Raw genomic sequence first — 13,300 nt, 5'->3', positions numbered from 1 at the left:
CCAAGATTGTTCAACAATCCTGCCTCATGGACCAGCTGCCCGGATTCCAAAAGTGAGGTCTCGTCCCTTTCGATGGGCGAAAGAGCCGAGACCTCACGTGTGGATTAATACCTTTCTAGGCCACCGGTACCGCAGTTACGCGGTTGTTCGCGGTGACGATCCGGGCGGCGGCTGCCTGGCCCATCCGGACTGCTCCGTCCACGTGCTGGTAGCCCTCCGCAGCCAGATCGGAGGAGGACCAGTAGATGGGTCCTACGTTGGCGTGCTGGTCCTTGCCGTAGCGGTGCAGACCGCCCAGGTCGTAACTGGACGCGTAGGCTCCCCGGGTCCATTCCTCGGAACCCCAGTCGGATTCGTAGTAGACCTCGGCATCCAGGGCTTTTTCGCCCAGGAAGCTCGCGATGGACTCGAGGACCTTCTTCTTGCGGTCCTCGGCGCTGAGCTCGAAGACGGCGTCTGCCTTTTCGTCCGAGATGAAGCCCACCAGGGTCCCGCGAGTGTCCCCGTGGTTGGTGTTGTCGTAGACCTCCTGGACCAGGGCGTCGGCGCCGAAGCCCGTACCGGACAGTCCGTCTTCGCGCCAGAACGGCGTGCTGTAGACAGCGTGGACCTTGATGACCAGGCCAAGGGACTGGTGCTGGTGCATCTGGTGCTGGCGGCGCGGCAGCGGCGGATTGAAGGACACTCGGGAGTACAGGTTCGGCGGGACAGCCATGATCACGAATCGCGCATTGACGGTTGCACGCTCGGATTCAACAGTGACGCGATGGCCTTCGCCGGCCGGATCCCAATTGATGGTGCGGACCGGGCTGTTAAGTACGACGTCGTTACCCAGTTCCGCGGCGATCAACAGGGAGACCTGTTGCATGCCACCGATAACCCGCTTGTCCAGGATGAAGTCCTCGTCCGTCAGGTTGGAGAAGGAACCTGCTGAAGCTGCCATCAGCACCGCTTGCAGCGCGGAGAAAGCATGGGCCGGCTTGGTCAGCATGCCGCCGGCGATGAACAGGCCGATGTTGTTGCAGGCCTCCTCGTCCGTGGAGTTCTGGCGCAGCCAGTGGTGGAAAGAGATGGTGTCCAGCTCACGGGCCTTGGGGTGGGCCCAAGGCTCTTCCGGGCCGATCTCCGCGGCGAGGCCGTCCAGGATGGCAGTGAGCTTGTCCATCTCGGCTGCAGTGGTTTCGCTCACCGGGAAGGAAGCCCCGGTGTAGCGGGTACGGTTGCCGTCCGGCGCGAGGTAGACAGATTCGCCGTCGCGGTAGCGCGAGTACATCTTCAGGCCGAGGTCGTCGAGGAGCCCCATGAGGGCGGTCTGGTCCGGGGACACCCATTGTCCGCCGATTTCCAGCATGGCCCCGTCAATGGTGTCGGTCCACGTGCGGCCACCGACGCGGTCGCGTGCCTCGAGTACGGCAACGCTGAGTCCGGCCTTCTTCAATTCGCGGGCGGCCGTCAACCCCGACGGACCGGCACCGACAATTACGACGTCGCGATCAAGATTCAACATGATGTCCTTTCTGTGGCCGTCCCCGTTGGCTGACCAATAAATGAATGACGTTCATTTATCTCAACTGTAGCTGGCTCGGCCGCCGCTGTGAAGACCCAAATGGAATAATGCTTTGACACAGCCTCCAGAAAGGTCAGCAATGCCTGAACCCATCCCCGCTCCCGGCGAGCCTAAAGCGCGTCGCAGGGCGGGCCGGCCAATGGCGGCGGTCCTGGACCAGGACGGCATCACGGCGGCGGCGCTGGAACTGATCAGCAAGAAGGGCTACGACGGCCTCACTATGGCTGCACTCGCGCGCTCCCTGGGTGTGGCGCCGTCGGCCCTTTACAACCACGTGTCCTCCAAGGATGAAGTCCTCAAGCTCGTGGAAGAGGATCTGATGTCCAAGGTCGACTTCGGAGGTTTCAGCACGCTCCCCTGGGAGGAGGCCGTCCGGCAATGGGCGTATTCCTACCGCGGCATCTTCGCAAGGCACACCCCGCTGATCTCAGTGATCGCGGTCCTTCCCGTAACGGACGCCCCACAGACGCTCGCCATGTACGAAGCCGTCACGGAGGGATTCCTCCGCGCGGGTTTCCCTGAGAAGCAGATCATCCCGAGCATCGTGGCCCTTGAGGCCTACATTTTCGGTGCCGCGTTCGACGCGAACGCGCCGGCGGACATTTTCGATTCCGGCCGCTTGGCCGACTCCACGCCGCACTTCACCTCGGCGGTCCGCAGCCTTGGACCCGAACGGAACAACTACCCGTCCGACCTCGCGTTCAGCATGGGCTTGGATGCACTGATCACCGGACTCGGGGCGCTCCGGACCCAGCCCAACTGACTCCATTTGTTGTTGTCGTTATGAGCCGTCATAACGACAACAACTGCGTGGGCCCACGCCGCCAGGGTTCCCTGGCCGTGGGGCCCCACCGGCGAGGGTCCCTGCCTGAGCTTGCGAAGGCTGGGAGCCGGTGGGGACTTGCGAGGCGAGGGTGGCGGTGGGGACTAGTTGGGCGTTAAACAAAGGAACCCCGGTCAGAGACCGGGGTTCCTTGAAATGCGTGCGCGAGGGGGGATTTGAACCCCCACACCCTTTCGGATACTGGCACCTGAAGCCAGCGCGTCTGCCGTTCCGCCACTCGCGCGCAACTTCTTTCGCCCGGGCCGTACCAGGTTTCCCCGGCCTCACCCCTGCGAAAGCAGCGAGATCAAGCATAACGGACAACCTGTTGAAAACGCCAATCGACCAAGGAAGGGGCCATAAAACCCCGGGACGCCGCGGATTGCCGGTCCCCCGCACGATGTGGAAATCACGCGAGAAGCGTCCCGAAATGATGCGGGCTGGCGAACTTTTCCGGCGTTCCGGCCGTTGTGGAATAAGGCCATTCACAGTCTTGCCCAGTAGTATCGGGGTTGAAGACAGGCTTCTTGCATGCGCTCCGGCCACTGCGGGGATTCGTCTTGGCTACTGATACTGCAGGGTCAACGAAACGGAAGGAGAAGGACCATGGGCTTGCTTGACAGGGTTGAGCGTGGCATCGAAAAGGCCGTCCGCGGCGTCTTCTCTACCGGGTCGCGGGCACGGGTGGAGCCTGTGGAGATAGCCAGCAGGCTTCGCCGTGAACTGGATAACAAGTCCATCACTATTTCGGCCGGCCGTACCTTGGCTCCCAACGTCTTCGATGTCCTCTTGAGCGATGAAGACTTCGCGCGCGCCCAGGACTGGGGAACTCCCCTGGCGGAGGAATTGTGCGACGTCGTCATCCAGCACGTGCGCAGCCAGGGTTATATCCTGCAGGGTCCGGTACGGATCTCCTTCCGTCACGACGATGCCCAGCGCGAAGGCCATTTCGAAATCACGTCCCGCACGGAGAAATCCGACGGGCCTGCTGCGCCTGTTGCTCCTCGGCCCGTAGTCCCCGCCGCGCCGAGCCGGGAGCCCACACGGCTCCAGCCTGTCCTGGACATTGGCGGGCAACGCTATTCCCTCAACGCGCCTTCCATCGTGCTGGGCAGGTCATCCGAGGCCGACATCCTGGTGGACGATACCGGCGTCTCGCGCAAGCACTTGGAAATCCAGACGGCGGACGGAGTCATCCGCGCCGTCGACCTCGGTTCCACCAACGGAAGCTACGTCAACGGCCACAGAGTGGACGGCAGTGTGGAACTTACTGACGGATCCACCATCACCATGGGACGGACCAAGATCATCTTCAGACTTCTCCCCCAGCCCTCTGGTGGGCGCCCGTGAGCGACATCAGCGAACTGACCATCACCGCGCTCCGCTTCGGCTTCCTGCTGTTGCTGTGGATACTGATCTTCAGCATCGTCTCGACCATGCGCCGCGATCTCGTGATCGGCCGCAAAGCAGCCATGGGAACTCCGACGGCACGCGAAGTACGCAAGCACCCGGAGCTCGCCCCCGCACCACCCCAACCCGTCAAGCAGCAGGCACACCAGCTCGTCGTCGTCGAGGGACCGCTCAAGGGGACCACGCTTCCTTTGGCGGCGAGCCCCATTCTGCTGGGCCGCGCACAAGAGGCCACGTTGGTCCTCGAGGATGACTACGCTTCGGGCAGGCACGCGCGCTTGTTCCCCCAGGGCAGCCGATGGTTCATCGAAGATCTTGGCTCCACCAACGGCACCTACCTCGCCGATCAGCAATTGACCCGCGCCCTGCCGGTGGAGCTTGGCGTCCCCGTGAGGATCGGCAAGACGGTCATCGAATTGAGGGCGTAGCCCATGGCTTCCCCCCAGGCTTCCGAAGGCAAGTCGCTGCCTCCGGAACTCCCCCTCATCATGCGCTACGCGGCACGGTCCGACGTCGGGCGTGTCCGCTCGAAGAACGACGACTCCGCGTATGCCGGCCGGCATCTTGCCGTCGTCGCGGACGGCATGGGCGGGCACGCGGGCGGGGACGTCGCCTCAGCATCCACAGTGCTGGACATGATCCACCTCGATCACGATTCCTACCCGGACGGCGCGGAAACAGTCCTGGCAGACGAAATCCAGACCGCCAACTCCCTCCTCTCCGAGCTTGTCCACGTAGACCCGAAGCTCGCCGGAATGGGCACCACGGTCACCGCCCTGCTGCTCGAAGGCAGGCGGCTGCACTTCGCGCACATCGGCGATTCCCGCGCCTACCGCCTGCGCAACGGCAAATTCGAGCAAATCAGCGTGGACCACACTTTCGTCCAGAGGTTGATCGATGAAGGCCGGCTCCGTCCGGAAGAAGCCGAAACCCACCCGCACAAGAACGTCCTCATGCGCGTTCTGGGCGACGTGGACGCCAGCCCCGAACTGGACCTGGACGAGCTCGACGTCGAACCCGGCGAACGCTGGCTCCTCTGCTCCGATGGCCTGAACTACGTCCAGGGCGCGGTCGTGGAGCAAGTAGTCCGCGAAACCAAGGACCTCGCCGAATGCGCCGAGCTCCTCGTTGAGCTCACGCTCGCCAACGGCGCTCCGGATAACGTCACCGTGGTGCTGTTGGAAATCGTGGAAGAGACCGGCGACAACCTCGGCACAGCCGCCGTCGACGTCGTCAAGCCGGAAGCAGCCGCCCCGGCCAAAGAGCCCGGAGCCAACAGCCCCGAGACCGGCCGGGTCACGCCGGCGGTCACGCGGCCGGAAACAACCTCCGACACCGGGCCTTCCGCCGCGGCGGCGAAACCCATCGCCGCCACCGAGCCCGCAGCGACGCGTCCTGGAAAACCCGCCGGGGCTCCTGAGCCTCCGACGGCGACAGACCCCCACCTTGGCGAGCACCTGTCGGCGGAGATCCTCCGCGAAGAGCTCGCAAGCCGTCCGCACGAACTGGTCGGTGCTGCCGCGACCGCCGCCGACACGGGTTCGATCCCGACCATAGCCGGACGCAGCGTTGCACGCCGGGCTGCCACGGTGCTGACCCACAAGGCTGAGCAAGACCGCCAGGATCAACAACCGCTTGTCGCGCGGAAGCGGCGCTGGTTGACGCCGGCCATTGCCGCGGTCCTGGCCATATTCGTGGTCGCCGGGCTGTGGCTCGGCTATGCGTGGACCCAGACACGCTACTACGTCGGTGAATTCGACCAGCACGTCGCAATTTTCAACGGCATTTCCCAGAGCCTTGGCCCGTTCCAGCTCTCGAAAGTAGAGGCCAAGACAAACATCCGCATGGACTCTTTGCCTGAATTCACGCAACAGGTTGTTCGCCAGACCGTTCCGGCGCGGGATCTTTCCGATGCCCAGCAGATTGTGAAGAACCTGCAGGAAAAGGGCACCACGGGGCTGCCCGTCAACTGCCCCACAGGCACAGCCAAGCCGACGGCAAGTCCCGGCGCCACGGCAACCCCCACGCCGCCAAGTCCGAGTCCTTCGAACCGGCCAACATCGTCACCCACGTCCACGGCGGTCCCTACGTGCGCGGTGTCCCCATGATTCTGGCCATAACTACACCCAAGCCGCGCCGCAACGTCGAGCTCGTCCTGCTGGTCCTTGCCCTAGCCGTGGGAATCGGCGCCAGCGCCATGGTCGGGCTCAATAGTCCGGCCGCTTTCGACAGCGATTTCTGGTTCCAGTCGAGTCTCTTGGTCGTGGCGGCATTCGCTTTCCACATGATCCTCAGGTTCCGCGCAAAATATGCCGATCCGATCATCCTTCCGATCGTCGTTGCCCTCAACGGCTTGGGACTTGCCCTCATCCATCGCATGGACCAGCCAGGCGAGGACACGGGCAACAACCAGTTGCGCTGGACCCTCCTGGCCATGGCCGTGTCAATCATCGTGATCTGGTTCCTCAAGGACCACCGCCTCCTTCGCCGCTTCACCTTTATCTCGCTGGCGGCCAGCGCGATCCTCCTCGTACTGCCGCTCGTTCCCGGTATTTCCGCCGGCGAAGTGCTGGGCGCCAGCGTCTGGATCCGGATCGGTCCCATGACTTTCCAGCCGGGCGAAATCGCCAAGATCACCTTGGCTATATTCTTCGCAGGTTATCTCTCGTCCAACCGGGACCTCATCCTGCTTGCCGGCCGCAAAATCGGCCCCATGCAATTGCCGCGTTTCAAGGATCTTGGCCCCATGATCACCGCTTGGCTCGTGAGCATCGGCATCCTCGTGTTCCAGCGGGACCTCGGCACCTCGATCCTTTTCTTCGGCCTGTTCATCGTGATCATTTACGTCGCAACAAGCCGAATCAGCTGGGTGGTCATCGGCGTCGCGCTGATCCTTGGTGGCGGATTCCTGGCGTCCAGGTTCTTCTCGCACGTCGCCTTCCGCCTGGACAGCTGGTGGAACGCCTTCACCCCGGAAGTCTTCGACCGGTCTCCGGGCGGCAGCGGACAGATCGTCCAAGGCCTCTTCGGCATGGCCGACGGCGGTCTCGGAGGCACGGGGCTCGGACAAGGCAGGCCGGATCTGGTCCCGTTCGCCAACAGCGACATGATCGTAGCCCTCATCGGTGAGGAACTGGGACTGATCGGTCTCTTTGCCGTCGTCATGCTCTACATGCTGCTCTTCACCCGCGGGTTCCGCGCGGCTCTTGGCGCGCGGGACGCGTTCGGCAAGCTCTTGGCTTGTGGCCTGTCCTTTGCCATAGCGTTGCAGTGCTTCGTGGTGATCGGCGGGGTAACGCGGCTGATCCCTCTGACGGGGCTCACCACTCCCTTCCTTGCGGCCGGCGGTTCTTCCTTGCTTGCCAACTGGATCATTGTGGGCTTGCTGCTCATGATCTCGAACACCGCGCGCGGCCCGGTGGACACTACGCCCGTTACCCATGCCCCCACAGAGGCGGTGCAGACCTCATGAACCATTCCATACGCAATGCGTGGATGGCAGCAGTTGCCATGTTCGCCCTACTCTTTGGCGCGATCAGCTATGTCCAGGTCATTGGCGCCGGCGACCTCAATGACAATCCGTGGAACCAGCGCGCCGTCCTGGCGAACTACTGCAACGACCGCGGCGCCATCATCGTCGGCGGCAAGCCAATCGCCGAATCCGTTGCTGGAGACGAAACCTGCAAGTACCAGCGCAGTTATGCCCAGCCGGAGCTCTACGCGGGGATCACGGGCTACTTCTCCAGGACCTACGGGTCCACCGGGCTTGAGCAGCAGCTTCGGGATGAACTGGCCGGCAGCTCCGACCAGCTCTTCCTGGACCGCGTGAGCCAGATCTTCCTCGGCAGCCAGCCGAAGGGCGCCTCGGTGGAATTGACCCTCGATCCCGTGATCCAGAAGCTCGCCTACGACCTCATTCCTGACGGCCAGCGTGGCTCGATTGTCGTCACCAACCCGAAGACGGGCGCCATCATCGCGATGGTCTCCAAGCCGTCCTATGATCCCAACCTGATCGCCACGCATGATCCCGCCAAGGAAAAGGCCGGTTACGACCAAATCAACCAGGTCCCGGGCATCAACCTCAACCAGTCCGTGAGCGGACCCACCGGCGAGCTGTTGGCGCCCGGTTCCGTGTTCAAGCTCGTCGATACCGCGGCCGCCTTGAGCTCCGGGAAGTACAACAAGGATAGTGTCTTGCCGAACCCGGACAGCCTTCCCTTGCCCGGTTCGAGCGCCTCGCTGCCCAACTATGCCGGCGGCAACTGCTCGACCCGCAACACGGCCGATTTCCCCTTCGCCTTGGAACAGTCGTGCAACACGCCCTTCGCCAGTATCGCCCTCGACCTGGGCCAGCAGGCCATCGCGGACCAGGCAAGCAAGTTTGGCTTCGGACAGGATTTCGGCGATCAGCTCAAGCTTCAGTCCGCGGTCAGTATCTTCCCCAAGAATCTGGACCAGGCAGCGCTGGCCCAGTCCGCCGTCGGGCAGCGTGACGTCAGGGCCACTCCGCTGCAAATCGCCATGATGACCGCCGCTATTGCCAATAAGGGCGTCCAGATGAAGCCGAACCTCATCAAGACTGTGCGGGCACCTGACCTGCGTGTCATCAGCGAGCCCAAGGCCGAGGCGCTGCGTACTTCAACCACGCCTGATATCGCAAGCCAGATCACACAATGGATGACCGACGTCGTATCCCAGGGCATTGCGAGCGGCGCCGCGGTACCGGGAGTCCAGGTGGCCGGCAAGACCGGTACGGCGCAACTCGGCGATTCAGGCTTGAACAACTCATGGTTTACCGGGTTTGCCCCGGCCAACGACCCGCAGGTAGCCGTCACCATTGTTATGGAAGGCGTTGATGTGTCTACCGGCGCAAAGCTAACTAGTCCGAACGCGAAGAAGATTTTTGAGGCGGTGTTGAACAAGTGAGGCCTACGTCAGGAATCACCCTCGGCGGCAGGTTCCAGCTGACCAGTCGCATTGCGATTGGCGGCATGGGAGAGGTCTGGAGGGCCAAGGACCAGATCCTTGGCCGGATCGTCGCCATCAAGGTACTCAAGGAGGAATACACGGGTGACCCCGGGTTCCTCCAGCGGTTCCGCGCTGAGGCCCGCCACACCGCGTTGCTCAATCACGTGGGGATCGCCAACGTCTTCGACTACGGAGAGGAAGACGGCTCCGCCTACCTGGTCATGGAATTGGTGCCAGGTCAGCCGCTGAGCAGCATCCTGGAACACGAGCAGGTCCTTTCCCCGGACCGTACCCTGTCCATCATTTCCCAGACGGCCCGTGCGCTGGCGCCCGCGCACGCCCAGGGCCTTGTGCACCGGGACATCAAACCGGGCAACCTCCTGATCACGCCGGACTTCCGTGTCAAGATCACAGACTTCGGCATCGCCCGCCTGGCAGACCAAGTTCCGCTCACGCAGACCGGCCAGGTCATGGGTACAGCCCAGTACCTGGCTCCGGAGCAGGCCACGGGGCAAACGGCCACAGGCGCCTCCGACATATATTCCCTCGGGATTATCGGCTACGAGTGCCTTACAGGGCATCGTCCGTTCTCCGGCGAATCCCAGATCGCCATCGCGCTGGCCCAGGTCAACGACGCCCCGCCGCCGCTGCCTGAAAGCCTGCCCACCCCGATACGCGCCCTGCTGATGTCCATGCTCGCCAAGGATCCGAAGAACCGCCCTGCAGATGCCATCAAACTGGCTGAAGCCGCAGAAGCGATCCGCGCCGGCGATATCGCGACTGCACACGCGGCCGTGCCAGGGATGTTGCTGTTCAAATCCGCCACGGGCCCCATCACCGCGCCCACGGACATTGCCACCGCGCCCACGGGCATTGTCACCTCGCCGTACGGCAGGGAAGCACGGTCGACGTCGACGTCGGCACTCCCCGTGGTCGGCGCCGCCGCTGCGGGAGCCGCTGCGGTAGGGGCCGCAGCCGAAGGTGGAAATCCGCTGGCCCGTGCCAACGCCCTGGCCGCCGAACGCAGTTTGGATCAGGCCGACGAGCACAACCAGTACTTCCATGAAGAAGAGGAGTACCAGGAGGAGCCGCAGCGGAAGAAACGCAGCCCGTGGACGTGGCCGCTCGTCGCGCTGATCGTGCTCGTGCTGCTCGCCGTGGTGGGGGCGATCCTGACCCAGTCCGGGCTGTTCTCGCCCAGCAGTCCAGCACCGGCGGGCACCACCCCACCGGGCCAGGCCTCGAGCGCACCTCCAACCTCGGCAAGTCCGAGCCCCACGGAGACTTCGGCCAGTCCGACACCCACCACGACCACGGCCGAGGCCATCAACCTGATCCCCGAGCAGTACAAGGGACAGCCGTACGACAAGGTGCGCTCGGACCTCAATGCACTCGGCCTCGTGGTCAACGGTATCCAGGTCTTCGATCCATCCACGCCCGGCACTGTCATCGACATCAATCCTTCCGGCCCCGTGCCCAAGGGATCGACCATCACCGTGAGCTACTCCAAGGGACCGCAAATGGTTACGGTGCCGACCATCGGCCAGGGCGCCGCCGAGTCGCAAGTGCAGGCCGCCATCGAGGGCGCCGGCCTGCGCTGGGTCACTGGAGCCCCCGTTGATGGAGCAACCGGCCAGGCGCCGGGGACTTTCGTCAGTTCCGATCCCGCGGCCGGGCAGAAAGTACCTTCCGGATCCGTTGTGACCTATCACCTGTCCAAGTCGGCCCCGTCTTCGTCTGCTACACCCAGCAAATAGGACACCATGCCGACCGGACGCTCCACCCCTGCCCACAGAGAGGACAGCACTCCCATGACATCCCAGCGCGTCCTCAACGGGCGGTACGAACTCGGTGAATTGCTCGGCCGTGGTGGCATGGCCGATGTCTACAAGGGCATCGACACGGTGCTCGGACGAACCGTAGCGGTGAAGCTGCTCCGTGCCGATCTTGCCCGCGATCCGCAGTTCCATGCGCGCTTCAAGCGCGAGGCACAAGCGGTGGCGGCCTTGAACCACTCCTCGATCGTCGCCATCTATGACACCGGCGAGTACACGGTGTCCGGCGGACCGGGCGAGGACGTCCGCGTCCCTTACATCGTCATGGAATACGTGTCCGGCCGGACTGTCCGCGACCTGATCCGTGCCAAGGAACTGGACATCGATCAAGCCATCGAGTTCATCCTTGGCGTCCTTGCCGCGCTGGAGTACAGCCACAAGGCCGGGATCGTGCATCGCGACATCAAGCCGGCCAACGTCATGGTGACCGGGGAGTCCAACGATGTGAAGGTCATGGACTTCGGAATCGCCCGGGCGATGGCCGATTCGGCGGCAACCATGACCCAGACGCAAGCCGTGGTTGGTACTGCCCAGTACCTGTCGCCCGAGCAGGCCCTCGGCGAAACCGTGGATGCCCGTAGCGATCTGTACTCCGCGGCGTGCCTCCTGTTTGAAATGCTCACGTCCCGTCCTCCGTTCACGGGCGACAGCCCTGTCTCGGTGGCCTACCAGCACGTCCGCGAGATCCCGGAGCCTGCCAGCACCTTCAATCCGGCCGTTTCGGAGGCACTGGACAGCGTCTTGGCCAAGGGCCTGCAGAAGAATCGCGCCGATCGTTTCCAGGATGCGGCCGCCTTCCGGCGTGCCTTGCGTGCGGCCAAGAACGGCGTGGCAGTCCCGGCCCTTGCCGGAACACCCACGGACGTCCAGGACGTGGTTCCGTCGACACAGCAGATTCCGGAAGGTGGCTTGGTGCGCGGCCTGACGGGCGCCGAATTCCTGGACAGCACCCTGATCGGGGGGTCGGGAAACGGCCAGGCCGCCGACCAGGACATACTTGCGTTCCAGGCCGGCGAGCCGGAACCTGAAGCAGACCACGACGGCGCCTTGCCGCTTGGTTTCGCGCCTGAACGCGAGCGGACCGCCCGGCAGAAGTCCCGCCGTCGTGCGTGGACCGCCGTGGTTGTTATTTTGGTGCTACTGGTCCTGGCCGGCGGCGGATTCTGGGTGTACAGCACGGTGAACCAGAAGCCGGCCCCGCCCCCGTTGATCGCCGTACCGGCGGTCGCCGGCATGAGCGAGGCCACGGCATTGCAGACGCTCTACGGCGCCAACCTCAGCCCGGAGTCGAACCATATCGCGGATGACAAGGTCCCCAAGGGGACCGTGATCAGCAGCGACCCGGGCGCGGGGTCCCAAGTGGCGCCGAAATCGCAAGTCGTGCTGAACGTTTCAAACGGGCCGGTCTCGGCGACTGTCCCGGCAGGACTGAGCGGCCTCACCGAAGCCGCTGCCCGCGACCTCCTGCGCCAGGCCGGACTCGTCGGCGGCTCAAGTACCTTGGCCAATAGTGCAACGGTTCCCGCGGGCTCCGTCATCAGCACCAAGCCGGCTTCAGGGGCTGTGGTTGGGGTGGGCAGCACCGTTGACTTGGTGGTGTCCACCGGCAAGGTATCCGTGCCGCAACTCGTTGGTTTGAGTGAGGCCGATGCCGAAGCACTGCTCAAAGCGAACGGCCTGGCCATCGCGGTCACCGAACAGGAGAATTCGCAAGTAACCCCTGGAAAGGTGACGAGCCAGGGCGATGCCTTCAATTCCCTGGTGGAGCAGGGCAAGACCATCAGCGTCATTGTCGCGAAGGCTCCCGCCCCGCCCCCTAGTCCCGCTCCGACGCCTACGCCGTCTCCTAGCGACACCAAGGGCGGGGGCTTGGGTGGGTTAGGCGGCTAGCGCTGGATCAAGGGGCTCAGGGTGGCCGCGCGGGCGGCCGCCCCGGACATCCCGAGTGATTCAAGCCAGTTGCCGAGCATGAGGTAGCCACCTTCGGTGAGCACCGATTCCGGGTGGAACTGCACACCGCACAGCGGCGCCGAACGGTGCTGCAGGCCCATGACAACCCCGCTGGCGGTTTCGGCGGTGATTTCCAGGACGTCGGGAATGCTTTCCCGGACAGCCGCCAGGGAGTGGTAGCGGGTGGCCGTCACCGGCGAGGGCAGACCGGCGAAAACGCTCTTGCCGTCGTGTTGCACGGGTGATGTCTTGCCGTGCATCAGCTCGGGTGCGTGCGTGACAGTCCCGCCGTAGGCTTCGGCCAGCGCCTGGTGCCCGAGGCAGACCCCGAACATCGGCTTGTTGTTGTCTCCGCACCACTTGATCAGCTCGATGCAGACGCCGGCTTCGGCAGGGGTGCCGGGGCCGGGGGAGATCAGCACGCCGTCGCGCGCGTCCGCCAGTTCGATCGCCTCGGCGAGGGTGACGTCGTCGTTCCGGACCACTGTGGTTTCCGCACCAAGTTCCTGAAGGTAGCCGACCAGGGTGTAGACGAAGCTGTCGTAGTTGTCCACGACGAGGATTTTTGTTGTGCTCATGGCTGCTGTGCTGAACCAATCGTTGAGTCGGTGAAGGTAGTGAACTGTGACATCCAGGGGAAGAGGAACTGGACCATCAGGACAAGCGCGCATGCCACGAGGGCCGCTGATGTCAGGATACGCACCCACAGGGGTCCCGGAAGGTGGCGGAAGATCCATCCGTACATGG

11 protein-coding genes and 1 tRNA gene are annotated in these 13,300 nt (G+C 63.9%); 8 read left to right on the top strand and 4 right to left on the bottom strand.

The annotated features are described in order from the left end of the window. Nucleotides 1-115 precede the first annotated feature (115 nt). Nucleotides 116-1,507, bottom strand: coding sequence for a flavin monoamine oxidase family protein (locus QRN59_RS12445; protein ID WP_284982809.1), 1,392 nt, complete (start codon nt 1,505-1,507; stop codon nt 116-118). A gap of 139 nt (nt 1,508-1,646) precedes the next feature. Between QRN59_RS12445 and QRN59_RS12440 the strand changes: the two genes are divergently transcribed. Next, on the top strand, nt 1,647-2,330 hold the full coding sequence (locus tag QRN59_RS12440; protein WP_284982808.1) for a TetR/AcrR family transcriptional regulator: 684 nt from the start codon (nt 1,647-1,649) through the stop codon (nt 2,328-2,330). Nucleotides 2,331-2,551: 221 nt separating this feature from the next. On the opposite strand, the gene QRN59_RS12435 is transcribed toward QRN59_RS12440, so the two are convergent. Next, nucleotides 2,552-2,634 (bottom strand) — tRNA-Leu (locus QRN59_RS12435). A 362-nt stretch (nt 2,635-2,996) separates the two neighbouring features. Here QRN59_RS12435 and QRN59_RS12430 point away from each other — a divergent pair. The 7 genes from QRN59_RS12430 to pknB are packed head-to-tail and all read left to right on the top strand — an operon-like array spanning nt 2,997 to nt 12,493. Beyond that, nucleotides 2,997-3,740: an FHA domain-containing protein gene (locus QRN59_RS12430; protein WP_284982807.1), complete on the top strand. Its 744-nt coding sequence runs from the start codon at nt 2,997-2,999 to the stop codon at nt 3,738-3,740. A 5-nt stretch (nt 3,741-3,745) separates the two neighbouring features. Further along, nucleotides 3,746-4,228, top strand: a complete 483-nt coding sequence (locus QRN59_RS12425; RefSeq protein WP_059390255.1) for an FHA domain-containing protein FhaB/FipA — start codon at nt 3,746-3,748, stop codon at nt 4,226-4,228. A 3-nt stretch (nt 4,229-4,231) separates the two neighbouring features. After that, complete coding sequence (locus QRN59_RS12420) at nt 4,232-5,908, top strand: PP2C family protein-serine/threonine phosphatase (RefSeq protein ID WP_284982806.1); 1,677 nt, start codon at nt 4,232-4,234, stop codon at nt 5,906-5,908. Further along, nucleotides 5,905-7,272, top strand: a complete 1,368-nt coding sequence (locus tag QRN59_RS12415; RefSeq protein ID WP_284982805.1) for an FtsW/RodA/SpoVE family cell cycle protein — start codon at nt 5,905-5,907, stop codon at nt 7,270-7,272. The genes QRN59_RS12420 and QRN59_RS12415 overlap by 4 nt, the downstream gene beginning before the upstream one ends. Beyond that, a complete protein-coding gene (locus QRN59_RS12410) occupies nt 7,269-8,726 on the top strand; it encodes a penicillin-binding transpeptidase domain-containing protein (protein WP_284982804.1) in 1,458 nt (485 codons plus the stop codon). The genes QRN59_RS12415 and QRN59_RS12410 overlap by 4 nt, the downstream gene beginning before the upstream one ends. Then, the gene (locus QRN59_RS12405) at nt 8,723-10,525 is read left to right on the top strand and encodes a protein kinase domain-containing protein (RefSeq protein WP_284982803.1); all 1,803 of its coding nucleotides are present in this window, start codon (nt 8,723-8,725) and stop codon (nt 10,523-10,525) included. Before QRN59_RS12410 ends, QRN59_RS12405 begins: the two co-directional genes overlap by 4 nt. 6 nt (nt 10,526-10,531) lie before the next feature. After that, nucleotides 10,532-12,493, top strand: coding sequence for a Stk1 family PASTA domain-containing Ser/Thr kinase (pknB, locus tag QRN59_RS12400; RefSeq protein ID WP_502871049.1), 1,962 nt, complete (start codon nt 10,532-10,534; stop codon nt 12,491-12,493). Here the strand turns inward: pknB and QRN59_RS12395 are convergent. Both QRN59_RS12395 and QRN59_RS12390 read right to left on the bottom strand, forming a co-directional pair. After that, nucleotides 12,490-13,131: an aminodeoxychorismate/anthranilate synthase component II gene (locus QRN59_RS12395; protein WP_059388885.1), complete on the bottom strand. Its 642-nt coding sequence runs from the start codon at nt 13,129-13,131 to the stop codon at nt 12,490-12,492. The genes pknB and QRN59_RS12395 overlap by 4 nt on opposite strands. After that, nucleotides 13,128-13,298 carry a hypothetical protein gene (locus QRN59_RS12390; protein ID WP_284982801.1) on the bottom strand — a complete coding sequence of 57 codons (171 nt, stop codon included), beginning with the start codon at nt 13,296-13,298 and terminating at the stop codon, nt 13,128-13,130. Before QRN59_RS12390 ends, QRN59_RS12395 begins: the two co-directional genes overlap by 4 nt. Between the last annotated feature and the right edge of the window lie 2 nt (nt 13,299-13,300).

Origin of the sequence: Arthrobacter sp. efr-133-TYG-118 (assembly GCF_030209755.1) — a bacterium.
GTDB lineage: Bacteria > Actinomycetota > Actinomycetes > Actinomycetales > Micrococcaceae > Arthrobacter.
This window is presented reverse-complemented; position numbering and strand designations above follow the sequence as displayed.

Bases quoted from the DNA above. Each gene is read 5' to 3' on its own strand.
- QRN59_RS12445 (WP_284982809.1), bottom strand. From the start codon at position 1,507: ATGTTGAATCTTGATCGCGACGTCGTAATTGTCGGTGCCGGTCCGTCG.
- QRN59_RS12440 (WP_284982808.1), top strand. From the start codon at position 1,647: ATGCCTGAACCCATCCCCGCTCCCGGCGAGCCTAAAGCGCGTCGCAGG.
- QRN59_RS12430 (WP_284982807.1), top strand. From the start codon at position 2,997: ATGGGCTTGCTTGACAGGGTTGAGCGTGGCATCGAAAAGGCCGTCCGC.
- QRN59_RS12420 (WP_284982806.1), top strand. From the start codon at position 4,232: ATGGCTTCCCCCCAGGCTTCCGAAGGCAAGTCGCTGCCTCCGGAACTC.
- QRN59_RS12415 (WP_284982805.1), top strand. From the start codon at position 5,905: ATGATTCTGGCCATAACTACACCCAAGCCGCGCCGCAACGTCGAGCTC.
- QRN59_RS12410 (WP_284982804.1), top strand. From the start codon at position 7,269: ATGAACCATTCCATACGCAATGCGTGGATGGCAGCAGTTGCCATGTTC.
- pknB (WP_502871049.1), top strand. From the start codon at position 10,532: ATGCCGACCGGACGCTCCACCCCTGCCCACAGAGAGGACAGCACTCCC.
- QRN59_RS12395 (WP_059388885.1), bottom strand. From the start codon at position 13,131: ATGAGCACAACAAAAATCCTCGTCGTGGACAACTACGACAGCTTCGTC.
- QRN59_RS12390 (WP_284982801.1), bottom strand. From the start codon at position 13,298: ATGTACGGATGGATCTTCCGCCACCTTCCGGGACCCCTGTGGGTGCGT.